We start from the raw sequence: 23,384 nt of genomic DNA, 5'->3' as shown, positions 1-23,384 counted from the left end.
CCTGACCCTTAGTAAGCCACGCGCGCGCCTTAGAAAAGTCGGTTCACGACAAGATGCTCACAGAATGCGCGTCATGCATCCAACAGGGCACGGGCAGCGGCACGTGCCTCATCCGTAATGGTGTCGCCTGCGACCATCCGGGCGATTTCGTCGACGCGGTCGGGGTCGGCCAGCGGGATCACGGTGGACAGGGTCTGATCGCCGGTGACCTGTTTCTGCACCCGCCAGTGATGCGCCGCCCGTGCGGCCACTTGCGGCGAGTGGGTGACGACCAGCACCTGCCCGCCCTGCGCGAGTGCGGCCAGACGGCGGCCCACCGCGTCCGCCGTGGCACCGCCGACACCGCGGTCAATCTCGTCAAAGATCATCGTGCGGGCACTGTCTTCGCCCGTTAGGCAGACCTTAAGCGCCAGCAGAAAGCGGCTGAGTTCGCCGCCCGAGGCGATTTTGTTGAGCGGCCCTGACGGCGCCCCCGGGTTGGTGGCGACGGTGAAGGCCACCGCGTCGATGCCTTCGGGGCCTGCGTCGGTCGCGGTGATCTCGGTCCGGAACACAGCGCGTTCCATTTTCAGGGGCGCGAGTTCAGCCATTACTGCGGTGTCCAACGCACTGGCGGCCTTACGGCGCGTTTCGCCAAGCGCGGTGGCCGCGTTGTAATACGCAGCCTGTGCCGCGTCCACAGCAGCGCGTTTGTTGCTGAGGTCGGCGTCACCCGCATCCAGCCGGTTCAGGCGGTCGCGCAAGGTATCGGCGAAGGTGCCCAGATCATCGGGGGCCACATCGTGTTTCCGTGCCAGCGCGCGAATGGCAAAGAGGCGTTCCTCGGCCTGTTCCAGTTCCGCTGGGTTAAAATCGAGCGCTTGCAGACAGGCGTTGACCCCATCCTGCGCCTCGCCCAGTTCGATCAGGGCGCGACCCAGCGCTGCAATGGGGCCTTCCAACTGGCCACCCGCATTGTCCGACACGCCTTCCAGCCAGCGCACGGCATCGGCCATCGCGCCCTCGGCCCCGTCGCCGCCCAGCAAGGCAAAGGCACGGGCCACGTCATCGCGAATCCGTTCGGCCCCTTGCATCATGCGGCGGCGGGCGTCGAGATCTGCGTCCTCGCCCGGCTGCGGGTCAAGATGATCCAACTCGGCAACGGAATGACGCAGGAACTCTTCTTCGGCACGCATAGCCTCCAGCGCTGCCTCAGTCTGCGCCAGAGCTTTGCGGGCGATGGACATCTGGCCCCATGCGGCACGCACGGCGGCCAACTGATCCCCTGCCCCGGCATAGGCATCCAGCATTGCGCGATGCCCGCGTGGGTTCAGCAGGCCTCGGTCATCATGTTGGCCGTGCAGTTCGATCAAAGTATCCGACAGCGCCCGCAACACTTCGCCCGAACAACGGCGGTCATTGACCCATGCAGTCTTACGTCCCTCGGCCGTGTTGACGCGGCGCAGGATCAGCTCCTCGCCACCGGGCAGACCCGCCTCGGCCAGAACCGAATGGGCAGGGTGATCGTCAGGCAGTTCAAACTCGGCCACAACTTCGCCCTGTGCGGCCCCCTGACGAACCAGCTCGGCGCGCCCTCGCCAGCCCAGCACAAAGCCCAGCGAATCCAGCAAGATCGACTTGCCCGCGCCGGTTTCACCGGTCAAAGCATTCAAGCCCGGCTGAAACGTCAGCTCCAGCTGGTCGATGATCAGCATGTCGCGGATATCAAGGGCGCGCAGCATCGGGTCTTTAGCGTCCCAAGCCTTTAACCATGGCCGTTACAACCACTCACCCTTGACGGTCTGGCGATAGATCGTGCTGAGCCAATTGTTACCTCGGCTCTTTAGATCGAGACCACGCGACGTCAGCAACGTGTACCCCGCGTCGTACCATTCCGAGGACTGATAGTTGTAACCCAGAATCGCACCCGCGGTCTGCGCCTCGTCCACCAGTCCCAGCGCCAGATACGCCTCGATCAGGCGATAGAGCGCCTCGGCGGTATGAGATGTGGTCTGAAAATCCTCGACCACCACGCGGAATCGGTTGATCGCCGCAGTGAAGTGATCCTGACGCAGATAATAGCGCCCGATCTCCATCTCTTTGCCAGCCAGATGGTCAAAGGCAAGGTCGAATTTCAGTACGGCAGATGTGGCATACTCACTGTCTGGGTAGACTTCGATCACCGTGCGCAGCGCCTGCAGTGCCTGAAAGGTCAGCCCCTGGTCACGGCCCACTTCGTCGATCTGATCATAGTAGCTAAGCGCCAGAAGATACTGGGCATAGGCCGCGTCTTCGTCAGTGGGATAGAAATCGATATAGCGCTGCGCGGCGGCGCGGCTTTCTTCATAGTTCTGGTCCGAATGGAATGAGAACGCCTGCATGATCAGCGCACGTTTCGCCCAATCGGAATAAGGATAAAGCCGCTCTACTTCAGAGAAATACCAAGCCGCGTCGTCCGAGCGATTCTGCGACAGCTCGTATTCACCGCGGGTGTAAATCTGTTCAGGCGTGAAACCTTCGAGGTTTTGGCTGCGGTCTGCCCCACGGTTACCAAACAGACCTCCGGCATTGCCACATGCCGTCAAAGTTGCTGCCAGAAGAAGCGCACCTGCGATTCTGACTGCCGCTTTGCTGCCAACCATTCCGCCCATCCTTGTCGTCTACTTAGCGGGAATTACCCCTGATCGGGCCTCGGTCTAGCACATAAAATTCCAGTGCAAAACGCCTTATCCACCCTCATGGCGCAAATGTCGTCAGAGTTGATCAGATCACGCAACCTGCGGGATTTCGCTTCGCACAAGGCCCTGGCCGGGCAGACGCGCGGCTTGTTCAGGGGTGCAAAGGATCGGACGCACAGCGCCCGGTGTTTCGAACAGTTTGCGCAGCAATGTGTTGGTCATCGAATGCCCCGACTTCTCGCCGACAAAGCGCCCCAGAATCGGACCACCTGCAAGATAGAGATCACCCAGAGCGTCCAGCATTTTGTGGCGCACCGCTTCATCCGTGTGACGGAAGCCACCCGGGGTCAGGACTTCGTCGCCCTGTACGACTACGGCATTGTCCAATGTGCCGCCCAAGGCCAATCCGTTTTCACGCATCGCTTCGACATCTGTGCGGCGGCAAAACGTGCGACTGTCGCAGAGTTCACGCGCAAACGATCCATTGCGCATGTCCAAAACCTTTGTCTGGCTTCCAATGGCGTCATCTTCGAAATCAATGTGGAACTCGATCTCCAGACCTTCCGCAGGCGCGATCGATGCCTTTGCGCCCTCTCGTTCAACAGAGACGGGCTTAAGCACCTCATAAGCTAGTACCGGACTAGCCTGACGACGAACGCCTTTGGCCATTATGCCCTGAACAAAGGCCACGGATGAGCCATCCATGATCGGGACTTCGGGACCATCGATTTCAATCAGTGCATTATGCACACCACATCCGGCAAGTGCCGCCATGATGTGTTCCACAGTCGATACCGACACATTCGCATCGTTAACCAATCGTGTGCAAAGAGGCGTCCGCTCAACAACGTCATAGATTGCGGGGATCAACGCATTGCCCAGCTCGATATCAGTCCGTTTGAACCAGATTCCATGACCTGCCGCTGCAGGCTTCAGAACCATCGTCGCAGGCTTGCCGCTATGCAGCCCAGTGCCCACAAACGTGACTGAAGATTTGAGCGTATGTTGCAATGTGAGCCTCGGTGAGTTGTGTCCAGCCTATCAGGGGCTGTGTTGCACCCTCAACTAAGGAAGGGGGCGTTGAGGCTCAACTCACCTTTTGCAACCGAATGAAACATGAATGTGACACATCGGCAAATCCCTGCTTACACCAGCTCAACACCTTGTGTTTCCACAAAAAAGGGCCGCGCGATGGCGGCCCTTCGGGATGATTTTGTTACCGCGATCAGTTGGCCTGACGCCGTAGGAAGGCGGGAATTTCGATGCGCTCCTGATCAGGATCGGCTTCATCCTGAACAGGTGCCGTTGCGTCAACCGACCGCATCGCAGGCTGTTGGCGCACCGGTTGAGCGGGCGTATCGGCCGCATGGCCGGTCATCCGGTCAATCAATCGGTTGAAGCCAAAACGCGGGCGATCCTCGGTCGCTTGCTGCGGCTGAGGGGCCGGTTCGCGAGGTGCCTCAGGCGTCGGACGCAGCCGGTTCGAAGGTACTTTCTGAACTGCGGCCTGCAACCGCTGCATCGCTTCCGGAGACGGTGTGCCGGGGGTCTGGGCACGCGGTGCGTCGTAGGAGTCGACTGTCTCTTCGACTTCGGGTTGCGGTTCGAACTGTGCAACCTGAGGCTGATAGGCGGGCGGAGGCAGCCCGTCATCTTCCTGCTCGGCAGCGGGTTGTTCGTCTTGCCAGCCATCGTTGAACTCGACATCTTCGATGGACTCGAAGAGCGTGGGCGCAATGTTGTCCTCAGCCAGGGCCTCATCTGCAGCGATTTGTTCAGGCGTGGAGTCTTCTGCCGAAACCGTGCGTGTCAGCGGAGCCGACATCGAACGGCGGGCGACCGGTACATCTTCGGTTTTCTCGCTGGCATCGATACCGGTGGCAACGACTGAAACGCGCATTCCGCCTTCCATCTCGGTGTCCAGGGTCGAACCGACAATGATATTGGCCTCCGGGTCCACTTCCTCGCGGATGCGGTTGGCGGCCTCGTCCAGTTCGAACAAGGTCAGATCGTGCGCACCGGTGATGTTGATTAGCACACCCTTGGCACCCTTGAGGCTGATTTCGTCCAACAGCGGGTTGGCAATGGCCTTCTCGGCTGCCTGAATGGCGCGATCTTCACCGGTCGCTTCGCCTGTGCCCATCATCGCCTTGCCCATCTCGTCCATCACGGCTCGAACGTCGGCGAAGTCGAGGTTGATCAGACCCGGACGCACCATCAGGTCGGTTACGCCTTTGACGCCCTGATACAGGACATCGTCGGCCATCGAGAACGCCTCGGTAAACGTTGTCTTTTCGTTGGCCAGACGGAACAGGTTCTGGTTCGGAATGATGATCAGCGTGTCGACGACTTTCTGCAGCGCATCAACGCCGTCTTCGGCCTGACGCATACGCTTGGCGCCTTCGAACTGGAAGGGTTTGGTGACAACCCCAACGGTCAGGACACCCAGCTCCCGCGCTGCTTGCGCGATGATCGGGGCTGCGCCGGTGCCTGTGCCGCCACCCATGCCGGCGGTGATAAAGCACATATGCGCACCCGCTAGGTGATCGACGATCTGTTCGATGCTTTCTTCAGCTGCTGCAGCACCCACGGTCGGACGCGCACCTGCACCTAACCCTTCGGTGACTTTGACGCCCAGCTGCACCCGCGCCGACGAACGGCTTTGCTGCAGCGCCTGTGCGTCTGTGTTGGCGACGACAAATTCTACGCCGTCCAACTGTTTTTCAATCATGTTGTCGACAGCATTGCCCCCAGCGCCGCCAACGCCAAATACGGTAATCCGAGGCTTGAGTTCGTCGTGCCCGGGCATCGAAAGATTTAATGTCATGCTCTGTCCGCCTGTTTTTTATGTTGCCGCAAAATGCGGTTTTTCTGACCTATCCACAGTCGATTTTACTGTGTCATTTCGGAAACGTCACCAGAAAAATCGCACGAATCCACAAAATATGGAGGAAATAAGGCAGCAAACAGCGGCATTTCGCTGTTACCGCGAAATGTTGCGGCGAAAGGCTCATGCGCCACTACACACGGAAAGACCCCACCCGCATTGAGGGGATGAGAAAACTTTTAGTCACTCGTTTGGTCGCGGAAAACTGCTCAATGTCCTGCCGCTGGGCCTCTGCCGGGCCTTGAACCTTATTTTGCGGCAATTTGGCAGTTGCCGCAACTGATTTCTTTAACCTACCGGGGCACTTGGGCAGTTCAGGCCATCTTCAGAGATGCTACGGACCTCTTGCGTTTCGCTGCCGACGAAGCGCGCCAGCCGCACCATCAGCCGGTCATTGTACAGGTAGGGCCACCAGCAGACTGGCAGGCCATCGGGCGCATCATCGTACAGAAAACAGATCTGGCCATTTGGCGTGGTGATCTGGCCATAGACACAGCCCCGCCCCTCCATCCGCCAGACCGAGAGCGTCGGGCTGAGAAATTCCTCAGTTCCGACCAACATACCGCTTCGGATTTCATGGAAGGTGATCGTTTTGCCAACGACGGCGCTCAGAAACGCCTCTGGCGCAATCAGGGTTTGAGCCGGGGCCGCAGCGGGCCCAAGGGCCGCGACAACGGCTGCACCACGCAGGGCATTACCAATTGTCACGGAACCAGCGCACGGCGCGCTTGAACGGGCGCGCGGCATAGGTGTCGACCGGGATCTCAAAATCCCACCATTCGTCCTGAGGATGCGCCGCAAACAGGCTAAGCCCCACTGCCGAAGAAAAACCGGGCCCGGTCGCGGATTGCGGCAGGCCATGAACGCGCAGCGGGCGGCCCAAACGAACACGCTGACCCAGAATCCGGCTGGCAAGCCCGTCTAGCCCCATGATCTGGCTGCCACCACCAGTCAGAACGATCTGCTGGCTCGGCAGGTGATCGAAACCGGCAGCGTCCAGACGAGTACGCACATCTTCGAGAATCTCCTCGACGCGGGGGCGCATGATGCCGATCAACTCGGCACGGCTGACGGTACGGCGGTCATGCTCCCAATCGCCAGTATCGCCACCGATGTCGATCAGGTCGCGATCATCGGCTCCGGTCGCGTGAACGCCACCGTTAAAGGTCTTGATCCGTTCGGCCACCGCTGCGGGCACGCCGAGGCCCATCGAAATGTCGCTGGTCACGTGATCCCCGCCCATGCGCACGCAATCGGCATAGATCATGTGTTTCTTCATGAAGATCGAGATGCTGGTGGTGCCGCCGCCCAGATCGATACAGGCCGCGCCCAACTCCTGTTCGTCCTCGACCAATGCGGAAATGCCCGAGACATAGGCCGAGTTCGCAATCCCTGCCAGCTCCAGATCGCAGCGTTTGATGCAGCGGACGATGTTCTGGATCGCCACCGCATCGACGGTGAGCATGTGCATATCCACAGCGAGGCTTTGCCCCAGCTGACCGCGCGGATCGATTAGTCCCGAGCGGTTGTCGAGCGCGAAATTCACCGGTTGCGCATGCAGTACCTCGCGCCCTTCGCCGTAATCGGGCACATCGCAGGCGTTCAGGACACGACCGACCTCGGCTTCGGTAACTAGTTGCCCTTCCAGATCGACCTGTGCATCCAGCCCGTACGAGCGCGGGTTCGCCCCTGAGAAGGATGCAATCACGTGATCCACGCGGATATCGGCCATCTTCTGCGCCGCCTGCAGTGCGGTGCGGATGGCGCGTTCGGTTTCTTGCATCGCAGTGACTTCGCCGAACTGCACCCCGCGCGAGCGGGTGGTCGCAGCGCCAATGACGCGGAACCCGGTCTGACCGGCCATCGAGCCGATCGAGTTATCCTCGGACAACCGCCCCGTCCCGTCGAAGCGCAATACAAGGCAAGCGATTTTGGAGCTGCCCACATCCAGAATGGCGACGACGCCGCGTTGCATCGCCTGCCGGCGCATCTGCCGCATAGCCCTTTGGGACTGATAAAGATCGGTCATCATGGTCGTTACTGCCCGCTACTCACATCTACTTTTGTGTTCCACCAGTCTTCGCTGGCCGTTTTGTTCATTCGGATGGTCGGTCGCTGCCCCAGTCGCATGTCGACCACGGCCACGTCACGTTCCAGAAGGTCCTGCACCTCGTTCACCGCCAACACGCGTTCCAGTGCGCGGGCCGGGCGTTCGGTCGGCAGCATGATGCGCTGGTTGCGATCCAGCACCAGATCCCAACGCCGCTCGCCCACGCGGACGAGGCCTCGGACCCGCTCGCCCAGGCTGCGGGCTGTGGTCAGGATTTGCAGCGCCTCGGGGACATGTTTGTTCGCGCCCTTCCCTGCGATCAGTGGCAGGGCTGCGTGATCGGCGCGTGCTGAAACACGGTCAACATGGGCTCCGGTTTCATCCAATAGCTCGATCCCGTCTCGGGTGCGCCAGACGATGACCGGCTGGCGTTCGACCACATCAACCTGAAGAATCCCGCCAGGGCGAATGCGTACGGTTGCCGATTTCACCGGGTCAAGCCCGGTGATGGTGTCGCGGATCAACTCCACATCCAGATCCCACGAGCTGAGCGGGAAATCGAGCGGCACGATCTCGCGGATATCCTCAGACAGTGCGGTTCCTGCCCCGTCGATGGCCATCAGGTTGACCATGAATTCGGGGCGCTCCTGGATCGAGGTCTTGATGTCGGCGATATAGGTGCTGACCGCCTCACGACGTTCTTCGGCGGCAAAGAAGCCACCCACCAAACCAACGACGGTCAGAACCGGCAGGCCAATTTTTAGCCCGCGCCGGATGCCGGGGGTGAGCATCCAGCGCTGAAAGCGGTAGCTGAGGCGCGAGGGCGCGGGGTCCACGTTGCGCGCGCGGCCAAAAAGACGCGCCCCGCGCAAATGCAGCTTAGGTTCGGTTTTGGGCTCGGGCCTTGGCGCGGCGGTGAAATCGGCATCCGGCCCCGCCAACGGTTTGGTCCGGTGAATCACCGGCGCGCGGGTGGCGGTCAGCGGTCGCATGAGGCGTCCTCCACCATCCAGGCGCAGAGCTGGCCGAAACTGATGCCAAGATGCTCGGCCTGTTCGGGCACCAGCGAAGTCGGCGTCATGCCAGGCTGGGTGTTGGTTTCCAGCAGAAACAACCCGTCGGCACCCCTGCCGTCATCCCAGCGGTAATCGGTACGGGACACACCGCGACAACCCAGCGCGTTATGCGCCTTCACCGCATAGTCCATGCAGCGGTCAAAGATGTCCTGCGGAATGTCAGCGGGCAGCACATGCCACGAGCCGCCGGGCTTGTACTTGGCATCATAATCGTACCAACCGCCATCGGTCATGATCTCGGTCACCGTCAGGGCGCGATCGCCCATCACGGTCACGGTCAGTTCCCGGCCCGCGACGTATTTCTCGACCATCACCTGATCAGGCATCGCCTCGTCCAGTTGCGGCGGGCCGTTGGCATTTTCATGCACGATATAGATGCCGACGCTGGAACCTTCGTTGTTGGGCTTGGCCACATAGGGCGGCTCCATCACATGGACCTCGACCACCTCGACCTTGGGAACGATCAGGCTGGGTACGATGGGTAATCCTTCGGCGGCGTAGACCTCTTTGCTGCGTTGCTTGTCCATTGCAAGGGCCGAAGCCAGCACACCGGAATGCGTGTAAGGAATGCGCATCCATTCCAGTAGCCCCTGCACACAGCCATCCTCGCCCCAGCGTCCATGCAGGGCGTTGAACACCACATCGGGTTGGATATCGGTAAGGCGAGCAGCAAGGTCCGGACCTGCGTCCAGTTCGACCACTTCAAAGCCTTCACCCACAAGAGCGGCTGCGCATTCGCGCCCAGAGCTGAGAGACACCTCGCGTTCCGCCGAGGGGCCGCCCATCAACACCGCAACTTTGGGGTTTGTCCTGCTCGACATACCCAATGTGCGCCTCAATGTCCCCGGACCTTATGTGGTGGTCCGTACTGCGTTTATGCCTTTGATCCGTCGTCCTAATTTGCCTGTTATGGTCTGACGGTCGGGGCTTTATTCTTCCAGCGGATCACCGACCCGCATGATTTCCCACTCTAGCGTGATGCCGCTTGTTTCGTAAACCTTTTTTCGCACCTCTTCGCCCAGACCTTCGAGGTCTGAGGCGGTGGCGTCGCCTGTATTGATCATGAAATTCGAGTGTTTGGGACTCATCTGCGCGCCACCTTTTGTGGCCCCGCGCATACCCGCGTCATCGATCACTTTCCACGCCTTGAGGTCATGCACATCGTCCGCGCGCCCAGTCGACGAGAACCCGGCTGGATTACGGAAGGTCGACCCGGCGCTGCGGTCCTTGGTGGGTTGAGTTTCGTCGCGCTTTTTTAGCTGCGCCTCCATGCGAGCGTGCAGCTCCGCCGGATCGCCCGAGGGGCCTTGAAACGTCGCCGAGATCAGCACCGCGCCTTCGGGCAGGTCGGACTGGCGATAGCGGAAGCTGAGGTCTTGCGGGGTCAGGTCCACGATCTCTCCGGCGCGGGTGACTACGGTAGCCTTTTGCAGCACATCCGCCGTATAGCTGCCGTAACAGCCCGCGTTCATGCGCACGGCCCCGCCGATCGAGCCTGGTATCGTGCGCAGGAAAGTCAGGTCCACACCTCCATCCGCTGCTTTACGCGCCACATGCGCATCCAGCGCGGCGGCACCCGCGCTGACGGTATTGCCGTCGACCGAGATACCATTGAACCCGCGCCCCAATCGGATCACCACCGCCCGCAGACCACCATCACGGACGATCAGATTGGATCCGACACCCATAGGAAAGATGGGAACATCCGCAGGCAGATCACGCAGAAACGACTGAAGGTCTTGGGTATCGGCGGGTTGAAACAGATAATCCGCAGGTCCGCCGACGCGCAGCCAGGTGAGTTCGGAAAGAGAGCGCGCCGCGGACAAGCGGCCACGGACGTCGGGCAGTTCGCTCATGCGCCTTCCCGCGATGCAAGGCTGCGCCCACCTACTCCACCCATGATCACCGCAAACAGGAAGGGCAGGACCGCACCGGTCAGCCAGACGAAGGGTCCGAACGCCTGTTCTTCTTCTCCTGTCCCGACACCGGCCAGCACTATGATCAGTACCAGACCAAGGGCCGAGGTCAGCCCGATCAGCCACAGCAGTGCCTTGAGGCCGATCCAGCGCGCGGCGACAAAACCCGCAAGCGTCCCGAGGATCAGGGTAATCAGCGGCAAATAGGCGAAAGTGGCGATGTCGACCATGGGGGCCTCCTGAAAATGGCCAGTTACTTGTTCGCCGCCTTCATGCCCTGCATTTTCGCCTTTGTCCAACGGGTGAGGTAAATCACCGGCCAACGCAGAACTGACATACCTGCCGCCAGAACCAGCAGCCCGATCCATGGACCATTTTCATAGGTGACATAGCCTAGGATGGGGACGCCAACGGCGATAAGGAAATAGGCGCGCCGCCAATGGTTGTCCTTGCTGGGCAACATCGCCAACACGTTGGCGACAACACCCCACAGACCGGCAAGCGCAATCGACCAGTTCATTCCGACACCTCTTTACCCGTCCACTTGCGCCAGTAGTAGCGGATCGGGTTGCGGTACATCGAAACAAAACCGCCAGCAGCCAGGACTCCGACGAGCCAGCCATAGTCTAAACTCAGCCACAGAATCAGAGCAGGCGCGCTGGCAAACAGTAAAACACCCGGTGGGAATTGCAGGTGCATCGGCAGCATCGCCACAATGGTGGAAGCGAAGACCCAGACGCAGGCGAGTATGAGCGACAACGCCACGAGGTTAGCTCGCTTTGGCGATTAACCGGTCAGGCAAACCGTTGGCCCAGGTACTGATCGTACCTGCGCCGAGGCAGACAACCATATCGCCCGGGCGGGCCTGTTCACGGACAAGGCGGGCGAGGTCTTCTTCGTTCAAGATCGCGCGCGCGTGGCGGTGGCCGTGGCGGATCAGGCCCTGCACAAGATCGTCACGGCTGGCACCTTCGATCGGATCTTCGCCTGCGGCAAAGACCTCGGCAATAGCGACCACGTCGGCGTCGTTGAAGCAGGTGCAGAAATCGTCGAACAGGTCGGACAGGCGGGAATAGCGGTGAGGCTGGTGGACGGCGATAACGCGGCCCTCGGTGGCCTGACGTGCGGCCTTGAGAACGGCGGCGATTTCGACCGGATGGTGGCCGTAATCGTCGATGATGGTGACGCCGTCAATTTCTCCAACCTTCGTGAAGCGGCGATTGACGCCGCCGAACTTGGCCAGCGCGTCGCGAATTTCCGAAGCTTTCATGCCCAGATGACGGGCCACGGCCACAGCGGAAAGCGCATTCGAGACGTTGTGATCGCCGGGCATCGGCAGGGTACAGCCCTCAATCACCTTGTCTTCGTGGCGCAAATGGATGTCGAAATGGGCAACGCCGCCCTTATAGGTCAGGTTTTCGGCCCGCACATCGGCCTGTGCGTTGAAACCATAGGTGCGCACGCGGCGGTCGGAGATGCGGCCAACAAGCGCCTGCACCTCGGCATGATCTGTGCAGCAGACGGCCAAGCCATAAAACGGCAGGTTCGAGACGAACTCGTAAAACCCGTCGCGCAGTTGGTCGAAATCGCCCCAGTGCTCCATATGCTCGGGGTCGATATTGGTGACGATGGCGATGGTTGCAGGCAGGCGATTGAATGAGCCGTCGCTCTCATCCGCTTCAACCACCATCCATTCGCCTTGCCCCATGCGGGCGTTGCTGCCATAGGCGTGGATGATGCCGCCATTGATGACTGTGGGGTCGAAATCGCCCGCGACCATCAGTTCCGCCATCATAGTGGTTGTTGTGGTCTTACCGTGAGTTCCGGCGATGGCAATGTTCGAGCGCAGGCGCATGAGTTCCGCCAGCATGTCGGCGCGACGGACGACGGGCAGGCCCTGCGCGCGTGCCTCGTCCAGTTCCGGGTTCCCCGGTTTGATCGCAGTTGAGACCACGACCACGGCGGCGTTCTGCAAGTTCTCGGAACGCTGGCCTTCGAAAATCTCAGCACCCAGCCCAGCCAGCCGGTCAGTAATCTTCGAGGTTTTCAGGTCCGAACCTTGTACACGGTAGCCAAGATTCAAAAGCACCTCTGCGATACCCGACATCCCGATCCCACCGATGCCCACGAAGTGGATCGGTCCAACGTCCTGCGGCAGTTTGGTTGCTGGATTCATGAGGTCTCCTTCTGCGCCAGTTGCTCGACAAGGGCGACCAGACGCTCGGTGGCGTCCGGTGCCCCGACCGATAGCGCGGCATGGGCCATTTGCTGTGCGGCTTCGGGGTTGGTGAGAACCGTGGTCATTTGCTGTGTCAGCGCGGGAACGTCAAGGGCGTTTTCGGGGATCATGATCGCCCCACCTGCCTGAACCAACCCACGCGCGTTGGCTGTTTGATGATCTCCGGCAGCCGTGGCAAGCGGGATCAAAATCGACGGACGGCCAATCACGGAAATGTCGGCAATACTGGAGGCACCCGACCGGCTGACAACCAGCTGCGCGTCGGACATGCGGCGAGGTACGTCATCAAAGAAAGGCTGTACATCGGCGCGTATGCCGTGATCGGCGTAAAAGGCCTTGACCCGTTCACCATCCTCATCGCGGGCCTGATGCGAGACGCGGATGTACCCGCGCAGATATTCAGGCAGCGCAGCGATGGCCCCCGGCACCACGTCACTGAGGATACGTGCGCCCTGTGAGCCGCCCATCACCAGGACGGACATCGGGTACTCCCCAGGCGGGATATAGGGGGCAGCAGCGCGTTCAAGAACGGAGGCGCGAACCGGGTTACCAGTGTGTATGCCCTTGGACCCTTCAGGCAGATCGGTGGGCCAGACACCACAGGCCACTTGAGCCACACGCGTGGCAAACAGTTGGTTTACCCGGCCCAGAACGCCATTTTGTTCATGGATCATACGCGGCAGCTTCAGCAGGATGGCCGCGCCCAGCGCCGGTATCGACGGATAGCCGCCAAAGCCCACCAACACATCCGGCTTGTCACGCATCATCTGCGCAGCCATGCTAGTGACTCCAGCAGCAATCTTGGGTCCAACCAACATCTTGGCCGCTAATCCGCCTCGGGCGAAGGTGGCCGAGGATGCCTCGACAATCTCGACGTCTGCGGGGAACGCGCCGGTATAGCGCGCTCCGCGCGGGTCGGTGGACAGGCGCACACGCCAGCCTTTCTGTAGCATCGCCTCGGCCAACGCCTGCGCGGGGAACATGTGGCCGCCGGTGCCACCTGCTGCGATTAGTAGATAAGGTTTGCCCATCAGCCTCGTCCGCGCAGAATGTCGCCCAGCTCGCCCTGCGGGCGGGTTCGGGTGAAGGCCAGCAACATGCCAACCGAGATGCCGCCAGCAATCAGGGACGATCCGCCATAACTGACAAACGGCAGCGTCATGCCCTTGGCGGGCAGAAGACGCACGGCGACGCCCATGTTGATCATAGCCTGCACGCCGAACATGCAGGCCAGACCAGTGCCAGCCAGACGGATGAACATGTCGCGTTCGCGCATCAGCCGCAGCAGCGAACGCACAACGATCAGCGAGTACAGCGCGATGATAATCAGCACCAGAATCAGCCCGTATTCTTCGGCCGCGACCGCGATGATGAAATCCGTATGCGCATCAGGCAGAGACCACTTGACCTGCCCCTCACCCACGCCGACGCCGAACAGGCCGCCTTCGCGGATAGCATTGGTGGCATACCCAAGCTGGGTGGTCGGATCGAGTTCCTGATTAAGGAAACCATCGATACGACGGGCAAAGTGCTCGGAATTGGAATAGGCAAACATGCCGCCCAGAACGACCGCCCCGGCCATGCCGACCAGCAATAGCATCGGGGCTCCGGCGACAAAATACATCACACCCCAACCAAAAAGGATCAGGCAGGCCTGCCCGAAATCGGGCTGCATCACCAGCATTGCCACGATGGACATACACAGTGCAAAGGACCACAACCGCCCCGGCGGGCCGTTGATTTCCTGTGATGCGGCCAGCAGCCATGCGGCCACCACGACAAAACCGGGCTTGAGGAACTCGGATGGCTGCAACGAGGCAAAACCCAGCGAATACCAGCGCACCGCGCCTTTGCCAAAGTCTGTACCGAAGACCGGCAAGAAGGCCAGCGCCACGAACGAGGCCAGAAAGCCCAGAATCGCCAGCCGCCGCACCAGTGTCGGCGACATCATTGAGGTCAGCAGCATCGCGACCAGCGCCAGCCCGCCAAAGATCGCCTGACGTTCTACATAGTGGAAAGGATCGAACCCGTTACGCCCCGCCAGTGGCGGCGACGAGGCCAGCCCAAGCAAAAGCCCGATGACAAACAGGATCAGAACCCAGGACATCGTCCAGCGATCAATCGTTCGCCACCACTTCGGAAGAATCGGTTCTCCGCGCTGGTCCTGGACCGCGCCATACACCATCTCAGTCATGAGATACCGCCACTATCTGCCTCGTTAACGTCCCGTTTTCGGGATCTGGTTGAGAGTCTACAGGGATTTTTACATTTGGGCTAGCAGAATGACAGGCAGAACTGGAATTCCGGAACGATGAGCCGCCGTTGACAAACGCGCATGCATTCAAGCAGCGCATGCTGCCTGTTCTGATCGACGGCCCGTTGAGGCTCGGTTTGAGTTCATCCAAATATCAACCGCGCCCAACGTCATTGTTCAAAAAGTAAATCGTCAGTCTTTGATGGGGTATCTGTCAGGCTCTTCAAACACATCGATCACTCGGGAACCCGCCTTGATGCGCCCGCCATGCTCCACTCCGGCTGGGATAGAATAGCTGTCGCCGGGCAGATAAACTTTCGTCTCTCCGCCAATGGTGAGTTCAATTTCTCCTTCCACCACCGTACCCCATTGGGCACCATGTGAATGTAGTGGGAGTTCCATTTCTTTAAGAAAAGTAAAAAAGGCGACCAAACCAGCATCAGATCGAATGACTGCCGTCTGCACGACGTCTTCGGGAAATGGCACGTCTAGTCTTGGAAAGTCTGTAATGAAGTTTGGAAAGCGCATATTTTTATCCCTTTAAATGGATCTAACCGGCAAGCATTAGCACAGAGCCTAGCATGTCAGAATGCACTACGAGTAAAAATCCACATACCATATGGCACAAACCCATGTGCTGCTGAGAAATTCCGTGGGCCAAACCCACACCGTTTTTGGTCTGCGCTCTTGCCATCGCTCACAATCCACGCCATGCGCAGCATATGGATTTCGAGACGATCATCCTCGGTGCTGGCGCGGCCGGCATGATGTGCGCAGCCCATTGCGGTGGCCAGGCGCTGGTGATCGACCATGCAAAAGCTCCCGGAGAAAAGATCCGCATCTCGGGTGGTGGACGATGCAATTTCACCAATATGTATGCGGGACCGGGCAATTTCCTGTCTCAGAATCCGCATTTCAGCAAATCAGCGCTGGCGCGATATACACAGTGGGACTTCATCGAGCTGGTCGATCGCCATGGCATTGCATGGCATGAAAAAACGCTTGGGCAATTGTTCTGCGACGGGTCTTCGAAACAGATCGTCCAGATGCTGCTGAATGAAATGGCCAAGGCCGAGGCCGAGCTCTGGGTGCAGACGTCGCTGCGCAACTTGCGCAAAACCGAAAGCGGTTTCGCTTTGGATGTCGAACGCGATGGCAAGCACATCCTTCTGACCTGTCGCAATCTGGTTCTGGCCACGGGTGGCAAATCGATCCCCAAAATGGGCGCAACGGGGTTGGCCTATGACATCGCGCAGCAATTCGGGCTGCAGATAACCGAGACACGGGCGGCGCTGGTGCCGTTCACCTTCTCGGACGGTCGGTTCAAGGATCTGTCCGGCGTCTCCCTGCCCGCTCGACTATCAAACGAGCGCAGCAGTTTCGACGAGGCTTTGTTGTTCACCCATCGCGGGTTGAGCGGTCCTTCGGTACTGCAATTGTCTTCGTACTGGCGCGAGGGTGAGGCAATATGGGTCAACCTGATCCCCGATTTGCCTTTATACGATCTGCTTCGCGATCAGCGGCAGGCTGTTGGGCGCAAGGCGCTGACCACCGAATTGGCACGCCACCTGCCCACGCGTCTGGTGGAATACCTCGCACACCATATCCCGATGAAGGGCAATCTTGCGGATCAGTCCGACACGGCGCTGTCGGAACTGATCGCCGCATTGTCCAACTGGCGGCTTACGCCGTCGGGCACCGAGGGCTATCGCACCGCCGAGGTCACTCTGGGCGGGATCGACACTGACGGGCTGTCGTCCAAAACCATGGAGGCCAGGGATGTCCCCGGCCTCTATGTCATTGGTGAAGCGGTGGATGTCACCGGCTGGCTTGGCGGTTACAACTTCCAATGGGCGTGGTCCTCGGGCCACGCCGCCGGAAGTGCCATCGCAAGCCGTTAGCCTACGACGTTGTAACCCCGTCCGCGCATACAGTTGCGCACGATGACTTCCTTGTTCTGGTTCTTGTTGATCACGTCAGCGCCTGCACCAACCAACGCACCGGCAACGGCGGCGCGACCCAGGTTGTCGCTGCTGTCCTGAACGATGCCGGTGACGGCTGCAGCACCTGCAGCGCCGATTGCGGCATTACCTGCGGTCGATCCGTCAACGCTGGCCTGCGAGGCTGCAAGTTGCTGGCACTGATACAGGTCCGAGTTGTAGTTAGGGCCTACCGGGCCATCGATCACGGGCTGATAGTTGGCCCCGGTATTGGTGCAAGCCGCAGCAGCCAGCAGCGCTGGAACGACCAGAAGAAGTTTACGGTTTGGCATATTCATGACCTCGTGTTGAATTTCCTGAAGGCAAAAACCAATGCAGGCAGTGCGTCAAGCAGATAGGCCCACAGCTTCGCCGAACCGGCGATCTATTGCAAACGCATTGCTTTCAGAGGCGTTTTTTAACCTGAACCACGAAGTCATCGCCACGTTGTTCGAAGTTGTCATACTGGTCGAAACTGGCCGCAGCAGGTGCCAATAGAACGGTTTCACCGGGCTGCGCATCGGCCATGGCCTGCATAACCGCCGCTTCCATAGTGGTGCAGACTTGCGCATCGGCCTGCAACTGCATTGCAAAGCTCGCCGCCTCACGCCCGATGACGTAGGCCTTGATTACGTGGTCCCCTGCCCCGTTCAGCGCCTCAAGCCCGCCTTCTTTCTCAAGCCCGCCACAGATCCAACGTATCTTCTTGAACGCGCTCAAGGCTTTGAGGGCGCTATCTACGTTGGTGGCTTTCGAGTCATTCACATAGGTCACGCCGTCCGCCTCGGCGATGATCTGACTGCGGTGCGGCAGACCCGGGAAGCTGTGCAGCGCGTCTTCGATCACGCGCGGAGCAAGGCCCAGCGAACGGCAGGCGGCATAGGCGGCGCAGGCGTTCTGGTGATTATGCGCACCGGGCAGGCCCTTGATCTCACGCAGGTCGATCGATCCGGCCTGACGGCCCTTGCGGTATTCCGACAGGAAACCCTTGCGGGCAAAGACCTGCCAACCCGACCCGGTCAGCTTGCGCGCCACCGAGACGCGGATCACCCGGTCATCCGACGGCCCCTCGGCCAGTTGCCCGGCCAGAAACGCGCCCTCGGCCTCATCTATCCCGATCACGGCGCGGTCTGGGCCTCCTTCGGCGAACAGGCGACGTTTGGCGGCAAAGTAACCACCCATTCCACCATGTCGATCCAAGTGATCAGGTGAAAGATTGGTGAAAACCGCCACATCCGGCGTCAGTGCGCGGGCCAGTTCGGTCTGGTAGCTCGATAGCTCCAGTACCACGACCGATCCATCGCCACCTGGGTCGATGTCCAGCACGCCGCGCCCAATGTTACCCGCCAGTTGCGAGTCGCGCCCGGCCTCGGTCAGGATATGTTGGATCAACGCAGCGGTGGTTGATTTGCCATTCGATCCCGTCACCGCGATGACGCGCGGTGGGATGTCGTAGTTGTTCCATTCAGGGCCTGCGAAAGAGCGAAAGAACAGACCCATATCATTGTCGACCGGAACTCCGGCTTCCAACGCAGCGGCCACAACCGGGTTCGGCGCGGGGTAGAGATGAGGGATGCCGGGCGAGACAATTAGTGCGGCAATATCGTCAAACGCCCCGTGGCGGCGCAGATCGACACACGAGAATCCCTCGACCTCTGCCGCTTCACGCGCGGCGGGGTTGTCATCCCAGCAGATCGGCTCAGCCCTGCCAGCGCGCAGCGCTCGTGCGGTGGTCAGACCCGACCGACCTAGCCCCAGAATCGCTACTTTCTGCCCTGAAAACCCTTTGACCGGGATCATTGCCATACACCTTCTATCCGAGCCGCTCTTCCAGCCAGTCCGCCCGCCAAGCGACCGGCCCTTTTGGAACGTTTTCTATTACGAACCCATAGTCTGGTAACCGGTCGCACAAAGCATCGTATTCCGCAATAGCTGCGGCCAAGTTGTGCCGCCGGTCATCATCCTGTTCGAATATCTCAGGCCAAGGAGGAAAGAGAAACACGCATGGGTCGTAGCCTAAGTGCAGTATCTGTTCACGCACTTTGGTCTCCAACGGTGTACCGGTACGATCAAACCAAATCAGCGCGTCCAATGCCGAACGATCAAATAGCACAAGGTCATCTTTGGCATTGTTGAAGTCTGATATCGCAAGTTCAATGATCCGGCGGCAGAATACCTCGGAGTTGGCCCAAGGCAGAGCGCGACCACCACCTTGTCTTTCCTCGGCAACGACACGCCGACCCGGCTCGGAAACTGTTGAATATCCGCGACGGGCCATCTCCTCCAGCAGTGTTGATTTGCCACCACCGGAGCATCCAGAAAGCACGACGCAACGCGGGCTCATCTGACTTTCAGCGTCGCCAGCCCGATCATCGCTAAGATCAGTGAAATGATCCAGAACCGGATCACGATGGTGGGTTCAGCCCAACCCTTTTTCTCATAATGGTGATGGATCGGTGCCATCAGGAACACGCGCTTTCCGGTCCGTTTGAAATAAAGAACCTGGATGATCACACTTAAAGCTTCAACCACGAACAGCCCGCCCACGACTGCCAATACCAACTCGTGTTTGGTAGCCACGGCGATCGCGCCCAGCGCACCGCCCAGAGCCAGTGATCCGGTATCACCCATGAAAACCGCCGCCGGAGGGGCGTTGTACCACAGGAATCCCAGCCCCGCGCCAAACAGCGCTGAAGTGAAAATGAAGATTTCACCGGTCCCAGGTACATAGTGAACATCAAGATACTCGGTAAAGTCGACCCGCCCAACCGCATAGGCAATCACACCAAGGGTCGAGGCCGCGATCATCGCGGGCATGATCGCCAGCCCGTCCAGACCATCTGTCAGGTTCACCGCGTTGGCCGCACCCACAATGACGATCACCGCAAAAGGGATATAGAAAAGGCCAAGATTGATCAGCGTATCCTTGAACACCGGCAGAGCCAGCTGGTTTTGCAAGTCGCTGGGATGGTGCAGCGTCGCCCAGAGTGACGCCAGCACGGCGATGATGATCCCCAGCGCCAACCGCATCTTACCGGAAACGCCCTTGGTGTTCTGCTTTGAGACCTTGGCATAATCGTCCGCAAAGCCGATGGCCGCATAGGCCAGCGTCACGAACAGTACCATCCAGACATATGGATTGTCCCAGCGCGCCCAGATCAGGGTCGAGGTGACCAGCGCACCCACGATCAGCAGCCCGCCCATGGTGGGGGTCCCGGCCTTGGACAGATGCGCCTCGGGGCCGTCATCTCGGATCGGTTGACCTTTGCCTTGCCGCTTGCGCAATACGTTGATCAAGGGTTTTCCGAACAGAAACCCAAAGATTAGCGCAGTCAGAAAGGCGCCCCCTGCCCGGAAGGTGATATAGCGGAAGAGGTTCCAGAAATCCCCTCCGTCCGACAGGGCGGTTAACCAATAGAGCATTACAAAACCTTTCTCACAATACGGCGGCTCTCTGGCGCGCTGCCATGCCCCATTTGCCGCAGACCGTCAACGATCTGTGCCAGAGCCATGCTGAGAGATCCCTTGGCCATCACTACATCGCCGCTACGGATCAATTCCGGCAGATGGGCGGCCATCTCATCGCTGGTTTCCGTCCACAACCCGCGCTTACCCTCGGGCAGAGCCTGATGCAGCGCTTGCATCAACGGGCCGATGCAATGAACCTGATCAACATGCGCCATCGCAGGCACCTCGGCCATGGCGGCGTGCATCGCCTGCTCTTGCGCACCAAGCTCTTTCATGTCGCCCAGAAACGCGATCTTGCGTTTGCCCGCCGACGCAAACAGCACGTCGAGAGCGGCCTCCATCGAGGTTGGATTGGCGTTGTAGCTGTCATCGAGCAGTTCAATCTGCCCGCCATTTGGCAGCGCGATCACCTCGCGCACACCGCGCCCTTTGACCGGAGACCAGCCGCGCAGACCGGCAATCGCCTGATCCAGATCGACCCCCAGCGCGACACAGGCCGCCAGAGCGCCCAGCGCATTCATAGCAAAGTGAGTTCCCGCGGATTGGACATCGAATGTGATGTCTGCGCCGCCGACAATACCGTGTCCCCGCACCGAGTCAGGGCCTTGGAGCACGTTGTTAAGGGCATAGTCCCGCGCCTTGTGGCCAAATTCGACGATCTTTGCACCATGCGCAGCGGCGCAGTCGCGCAAGATGCACGCGTGTTCGATATCGGCATTGACGATAGCAGTGCCGCCCTCGGTCAGCCCGTCGAATATCGCAGCCTTTTCAAAAGCAATACCCGCAACCGAGTCGAAGGCTTCAAGGTGGACGGCGGCTACTGTGGTCACCAGCCCCACATGCGGTTGCGCCTGACGCGCCAGCGGAGCGATTTCGCCCGGATGATTCATGCCGATCTCGATCACCGCGAACTCGGTGTCGCGCGGCATTCGCGCCAGCGTCAAAGGCACGCCCCAATGGTTATTGTAGCTGGCGACGCTGGCATGAGTTTTGCCTTGCGTCTCCAGAATGCTGGCCAGCATTTCTTTGGTCGAGGTCTTACCCACGCTGCCAGTCACCCCCACCACGCGCGCACCTGTCCGGGCGCGAGCCGCCTGCCCCAACGCCTCTAGACCCGTCTGCACATCGTCGACGATCAACAGCGGTGCATCTTCGGGCACGCCTTCGGGAATATGCGACACAAGCGCTGCGCTTGCGCCTTTTTCCAGCGCTTGGGCGACGAAATCATGGCCGTCGCGGGCAGCCTTCAACGCAACGAACAGGTCACCCGGCTGCAGGGTGCGCGTGTCGATGGAGACGCCGTTCACCTGCCAATCGGTGGTGGCGCGCCCGTTGGTGGCCTCTGCGGCCTCGGCTGCGGTCCAGAGCGTCATGCGACCCTCCCGTCCAGCGCGGCAACGCTGATACTGGCCTGTTCCACATCGTCAAAGGGCAGGACCTGATCTCCGACGATTTGGCCGATTTCGTGTCCCTTGCCCGCAATCAGCAGAGCGTCGCCCGGTTGCAGCGCGTCGATGCCGCGCAGGATGGCCTCGGCCCGGTCGCCGACTTCCGTGGCTTCGGGTGCGCCCAACATGACAGCACCGCGGATGGTGGCCGGGTCTTCGCTGCGTGGGTTGTCATCGGTAACAAAGACCAGATCGGCGTTTTCAGCAGCGGCCCGCCCCATCAATGGGCGTTTAGTGGCGTCTCGGTCACCGCCTGCACCAACAATGGCGATCAGACGTCCCATGACATGCGGGCGCATCGCCTTCAGTGCAGTGGCCACGGCATCCGGCGTATGCGCGTAATCGACAAACACCGCCGCGCCGTTATCGCGGGTGGCAGCCAGCTGCATCCGTCCGCGCACGGTGATCAGGTGCGGCAAGGTTTCGAACACGCGGTCGGGGTCCTCGCCCGCCGCGATGACCAATCCGCAAGCCAGCAAAACGTTCTCGGCCTGAAAGCCGCCGATCAGATTCAGGCGGGTTTGATAGGCCTTGCCTTTCCATGAAAAGCGCAAATCCTGCCCGGTCGCGTCAAAGCGTTGATTCAGAAGACAAAGATCAGAACCCTCAGGGCCTACGGTGATGATATTCTGGCCGCGTGCCTCGGCGATCTTGCGCATCTCGGCACCCTTGGGATCGCCAAGGTTGACCACAGCGACCCCGTCTTCGGGCAGCACACGATCAAACAGACCCGCCTTGGCTGCGAAATAAGCCTCGAACGTGTCGTGATAGTCCAGATGATCCTGCGTGAAATTCGAGAACCCGGCAGCGGTCAGATGCACCCCGTCCAAGCGACGCTGTTCAAGCCCGTGCGAGGAGGCCTCCATCGCCGCATGGGTCACGCCATTTTCGGCAGCTTCGGCGAGACAGCGGTGCAGAGTGACCGGCTCGGGTGTTGTATGGGCCAGCGGCGCAGTCCATGCGCCCTCGACCCCGGTGGTGCCCAGGTTGACGGCGGCAAGTCCAAGCTCGGTCCAGATCTGGCGGACGAAACTGGCGACCGAGGTTTTTCCATTGGTGCCGGTGACCGCCACGATAGTCTGCGGTTGCGCGCCAAACCAAAGGGCGGCGGCCCCTGCCAGTGCCTGACGGGGGTCTTCCGTGACGATCAGCGCAGCATCGGATGCGGCCAGTTCGTCGGTGGCGATCTCGGCCCCTTTCGCGTCCGTCAGGATCGCGGCGGCCCCCATGCGCAAGGCGTATTGGATGAAGTCTCCACCATGGACTCGGGTGCCGGGAAGGGCTGCAAAGAGGAAACCGTCTTTGACCTCGCGGCTGTCAACAGCCAGACCGGTGATTTCGGGATTGGCCCCTCCCCGTGCGGTCAGGGCCAGTTCGCTGAGTTTCTTTGACCGATTGCCCATGACCCAC

At 60.2% G+C, this 23,384-nt stretch carries 23 protein-coding genes; 1 reads left to right on the top strand and 22 read right to left on the bottom strand.

Features of this window, described 5'->3' with window-relative positions:
* Nucleotides 1-71: 71 nt before the first annotated feature.
* From recN to ACR0AW_RS13710, 16 genes are all read right to left on the bottom strand, one after another.
* Nucleotides 72-1,721: a DNA repair protein RecN gene (recN, locus tag ACR0AW_RS13785; RefSeq protein WP_170732909.1), complete on the bottom strand. Its 1,650-nt coding sequence runs from the start codon at nt 1,719-1,721 to the stop codon at nt 72-74.
* 36 nt (nt 1,722-1,757) lie between these two features.
* Nucleotides 1,758-2,621 (bottom strand): outer membrane protein assembly factor BamD, encoded by an 864-nt coding sequence (locus ACR0AW_RS13780; protein WP_170392015.1) that lies wholly within the window; start codon nt 2,619-2,621, stop codon nt 1,758-1,760.
* A gap of 126 nt (nt 2,622-2,747) precedes the next feature.
* The gene (lpxC, locus tag ACR0AW_RS13775; RefSeq protein WP_170401357.1) at nt 2,748-3,668 is read right to left on the bottom strand and encodes a UDP-3-O-acyl-N-acetylglucosamine deacetylase; all 921 of its coding nucleotides are present in this window, start codon (nt 3,666-3,668) and stop codon (nt 2,748-2,750) included.
* A gap of 214 nt (nt 3,669-3,882) precedes the next feature.
* Nucleotides 3,883-5,484 (bottom strand): cell division protein FtsZ, encoded by a 1,602-nt coding sequence (ftsZ, locus tag ACR0AW_RS13770; protein WP_170732910.1) that lies wholly within the window; start codon nt 5,482-5,484, stop codon nt 3,883-3,885.
* A 348-nt stretch (nt 5,485-5,832) separates the two neighbouring features.
* The gene (locus ACR0AW_RS13765; RefSeq protein ID WP_170732911.1) at nt 5,833-6,252 is read right to left on the bottom strand and encodes a hypothetical protein; all 420 of its coding nucleotides are present in this window, start codon (nt 6,250-6,252) and stop codon (nt 5,833-5,835) included.
* Nucleotides 6,239-7,573 (bottom strand): cell division protein FtsA, encoded by a 1,335-nt coding sequence (gene ftsA, locus ACR0AW_RS13760; protein WP_170732912.1) that lies wholly within the window; start codon nt 7,571-7,573, stop codon nt 6,239-6,241. Before ftsA ends, ACR0AW_RS13765 begins: the two co-directional genes overlap by 14 nt.
* Before the next feature lie 8 nt (nt 7,574-7,581).
* Entirely contained in the window at nt 7,582-8,586 is a 1,005-nt protein-coding gene (locus tag ACR0AW_RS13755; RefSeq protein WP_170732913.1) for a cell division protein FtsQ/DivIB, read from the bottom strand.
* Entirely contained in the window at nt 8,574-9,491 is a 918-nt protein-coding gene (locus ACR0AW_RS13750; RefSeq protein WP_170420836.1) for a D-alanine--D-alanine ligase, read from the bottom strand. The genes ACR0AW_RS13755 and ACR0AW_RS13750 overlap by 13 nt, the downstream gene beginning before the upstream one ends.
* A 108-nt stretch (nt 9,492-9,599) precedes the next feature.
* Nucleotides 9,600-10,526, bottom strand: a complete 927-nt coding sequence (gene murB, locus ACR0AW_RS13745) for a UDP-N-acetylmuramate dehydrogenase (RefSeq protein ID WP_170732914.1) — start codon at nt 10,524-10,526, stop codon at nt 9,600-9,602.
* A complete protein-coding gene (locus ACR0AW_RS13740; protein ID WP_170401372.1) occupies nt 10,523-10,816 on the bottom strand; it encodes a hypothetical protein in 294 nt (97 codons plus the stop codon). Before ACR0AW_RS13740 ends, murB begins: the two co-directional genes overlap by 4 nt.
* Before the next feature lie 23 nt (nt 10,817-10,839).
* On the bottom strand, nt 10,840-11,106 hold the full coding sequence (locus ACR0AW_RS13735; RefSeq protein ID WP_170392032.1) for a DUF2484 family protein: 267 nt from the start codon (nt 11,104-11,106) through the stop codon (nt 10,840-10,842).
* Nucleotides 11,103-11,351 (bottom strand): DUF2484 family protein, encoded by a 249-nt coding sequence (locus ACR0AW_RS13730; RefSeq protein WP_170732915.1) that lies wholly within the window; start codon nt 11,349-11,351, stop codon nt 11,103-11,105. Before ACR0AW_RS13730 ends, ACR0AW_RS13735 begins: the two co-directional genes overlap by 4 nt.
* Nucleotides 11,352-11,355: 4 nt before the next feature.
* Nucleotides 11,356-12,762, bottom strand: a complete 1,407-nt coding sequence (murC, locus tag ACR0AW_RS13725) for a UDP-N-acetylmuramate--L-alanine ligase (protein ID WP_170732916.1) — start codon at nt 12,760-12,762, stop codon at nt 11,356-11,358.
* A complete protein-coding gene (locus ACR0AW_RS13720; RefSeq protein WP_170420828.1) occupies nt 12,759-13,856 on the bottom strand; it encodes a UDP-N-acetylglucosamine--N-acetylmuramyl-(pentapeptide) pyrophosphoryl-undecaprenol N-acetylglucosamine transferase in 1,098 nt (365 codons plus the stop codon). Before ACR0AW_RS13720 ends, murC begins: the two co-directional genes overlap by 4 nt.
* A complete protein-coding gene (gene ftsW / locus ACR0AW_RS13715; protein WP_170732917.1) occupies nt 13,856-15,019 on the bottom strand; it encodes a putative lipid II flippase FtsW in 1,164 nt (387 codons plus the stop codon). The genes ACR0AW_RS13720 and ftsW overlap by 1 nt, the downstream gene beginning before the upstream one ends.
* Nucleotides 15,020-15,271: 252 nt before the next feature.
* On the bottom strand, nt 15,272-15,607 hold the full coding sequence (locus tag ACR0AW_RS13710; protein ID WP_170392042.1) for a cupin domain-containing protein: 336 nt from the start codon (nt 15,605-15,607) through the stop codon (nt 15,272-15,274).
* A 194-nt stretch (nt 15,608-15,801) separates the two neighbouring features.
* Between ACR0AW_RS13710 and ACR0AW_RS13705 the strand changes: the two genes are divergently transcribed.
* Nucleotides 15,802-16,980, top strand: coding sequence for a BaiN/RdsA family NAD(P)/FAD-dependent oxidoreductase (locus tag ACR0AW_RS13705; RefSeq protein WP_170661987.1), 1,179 nt, complete (start codon nt 15,802-15,804; stop codon nt 16,978-16,980).
* On the opposite strand, the gene ACR0AW_RS13700 is transcribed toward ACR0AW_RS13705, so the two are convergent.
* The 6 genes from ACR0AW_RS13700 to ACR0AW_RS13675 all read right to left on the bottom strand — a co-directional run bounded on the left by ACR0AW_RS13700 (nt 16,977) and on the right by ACR0AW_RS13675 (nt 23,377).
* Nucleotides 16,977-17,357: a glycine zipper family protein gene (locus tag ACR0AW_RS13700; protein ID WP_170392045.1), complete on the bottom strand. Its 381-nt coding sequence runs from the start codon at nt 17,355-17,357 to the stop codon at nt 16,977-16,979. The genes ACR0AW_RS13705 and ACR0AW_RS13700 overlap by 4 nt on opposite strands.
* A 106-nt stretch (nt 17,358-17,463) precedes the next feature.
* Nucleotides 17,464-18,858 carry a UDP-N-acetylmuramoyl-L-alanine--D-glutamate ligase gene (murD, locus tag ACR0AW_RS13695; RefSeq protein WP_170733101.1) on the bottom strand — a complete coding sequence of 465 codons (1,395 nt, stop codon included), beginning with the start codon at nt 18,856-18,858 and terminating at the stop codon, nt 17,464-17,466.
* Between the two features lie 13 nt (nt 18,859-18,871).
* Nucleotides 18,872-19,402, bottom strand: coding sequence for an AAA family ATPase (locus ACR0AW_RS13690; protein WP_170732918.1), 531 nt, complete (start codon nt 19,400-19,402; stop codon nt 18,872-18,874).
* Entirely contained in the window at nt 19,399-20,481 is a 1,083-nt protein-coding gene (gene mraY, locus ACR0AW_RS13685; protein WP_170392049.1) for a phospho-N-acetylmuramoyl-pentapeptide-transferase, read from the bottom strand. Before mraY ends, ACR0AW_RS13690 begins: the two co-directional genes overlap by 4 nt.
* Complete coding sequence (locus ACR0AW_RS13680) at nt 20,481-21,899, bottom strand: UDP-N-acetylmuramoyl-tripeptide--D-alanyl-D-alanine ligase (protein ID WP_170732919.1); 1,419 nt, start codon at nt 21,897-21,899, stop codon at nt 20,481-20,483. Before ACR0AW_RS13680 ends, mraY begins: the two co-directional genes overlap by 1 nt.
* Nucleotides 21,896-23,377: a UDP-N-acetylmuramoyl-L-alanyl-D-glutamate--2,6-diaminopimelate ligase gene (locus tag ACR0AW_RS13675; RefSeq protein ID WP_170732920.1), complete on the bottom strand. Its 1,482-nt coding sequence runs from the start codon at nt 23,375-23,377 to the stop codon at nt 21,896-21,898. Before ACR0AW_RS13675 ends, ACR0AW_RS13680 begins: the two co-directional genes overlap by 4 nt.
* Nucleotides 23,378-23,384 lie beyond the last annotated feature (7 nt).

Source organism: Ruegeria sp. C5 (genome assembly GCF_056537605.1).
This window is presented reverse-complemented; position numbering and strand designations above follow the sequence as displayed.

Coding starts and splice junctions, on each gene's coding strand:
- recN (WP_170732909.1), bottom strand. CDS start 1,721: ATGCTGCGCGCCCTTGATATCCGCGACATGCTGATCATCGACCAGCTG.
- ACR0AW_RS13780 (WP_170392015.1), bottom strand. CDS start 2,621: ATGGTTGGCAGCAAAGCGGCAGTCAGAATCGCAGGTGCGCTTCTTCTG.
- ftsZ (WP_170732910.1), bottom strand. CDS start 5,484: ATGACATTAAATCTTTCGATGCCCGGGCACGACGAACTCAAGCCTCGG.
- ftsA (WP_170732912.1), bottom strand. CDS start 7,573: ATGACCGATCTTTATCAGTCCCAAAGGGCTATGCGGCAGATGCGCCGG.
- ACR0AW_RS13755 (WP_170732913.1), bottom strand. CDS start 8,586: ATGCGACCGCTGACCGCCACCCGCGCGCCGGTGATTCACCGGACCAAA.
- ACR0AW_RS13750 (WP_170420836.1), bottom strand. CDS start 9,491: ATGTCGAGCAGGACAAACCCCAAAGTTGCGGTGTTGATGGGCGGCCCC.
- murB (WP_170732914.1), bottom strand. CDS start 10,526: ATGAGCGAACTGCCCGACGTCCGTGGCCGCTTGTCCGCGGCGCGCTCT.
- ACR0AW_RS13740 (WP_170401372.1), bottom strand. CDS start 10,816: ATGGTCGACATCGCCACTTTCGCCTATTTGCCGCTGATTACCCTGATC.
- ACR0AW_RS13735 (WP_170392032.1), bottom strand. CDS start 11,106: ATGAACTGGTCGATTGCGCTTGCCGGTCTGTGGGGTGTTGTCGCCAAC.
- murC (WP_170732916.1), bottom strand. CDS start 12,762: ATGAATCCAGCAACCAAACTGCCGCAGGACGTTGGACCGATCCACTTC.
- ACR0AW_RS13720 (WP_170420828.1), bottom strand. CDS start 13,856: ATGGGCAAACCTTATCTACTAATCGCAGCAGGTGGCACCGGCGGCCAC.
- ftsW (WP_170732917.1), bottom strand. CDS start 15,019: ATGACTGAGATGGTGTATGGCGCGGTCCAGGACCAGCGCGGAGAACCG.
- ACR0AW_RS13710 (WP_170392042.1), bottom strand. CDS start 15,607: ATGCGCTTTCCAAACTTCATTACAGACTTTCCAAGACTAGACGTGCCA.
- ACR0AW_RS13705 (WP_170661987.1), top strand. CDS start 15,802: ATGGATTTCGAGACGATCATCCTCGGTGCTGGCGCGGCCGGCATGATG.
- ACR0AW_RS13700 (WP_170392045.1), bottom strand. CDS start 17,357: ATGAATATGCCAAACCGTAAACTTCTTCTGGTCGTTCCAGCGCTGCTG.
- murD (WP_170733101.1), bottom strand. CDS start 18,858: ATGATCCCGGTCAAAGGGTTTTCAGGGCAGAAAGTAGCGATTCTGGGG.
- ACR0AW_RS13690 (WP_170732918.1), bottom strand. CDS start 19,402: ATGAGCCCGCGTTGCGTCGTGCTTTCTGGATGCTCCGGTGGTGGCAAA.
- mraY (WP_170392049.1), bottom strand. CDS start 20,481: ATGCTCTATTGGTTAACCGCCCTGTCGGACGGAGGGGATTTCTGGAAC.
- ACR0AW_RS13680 (WP_170732919.1), bottom strand. CDS start 21,899: ATGACGCTCTGGACCGCAGCCGAGGCCGCAGAGGCCACCAACGGGCGC.
- ACR0AW_RS13675 (WP_170732920.1), bottom strand. CDS start 23,377: ATGGGCAATCGGTCAAAGAAACTCAGCGAACTGGCCCTGACCGCACGG.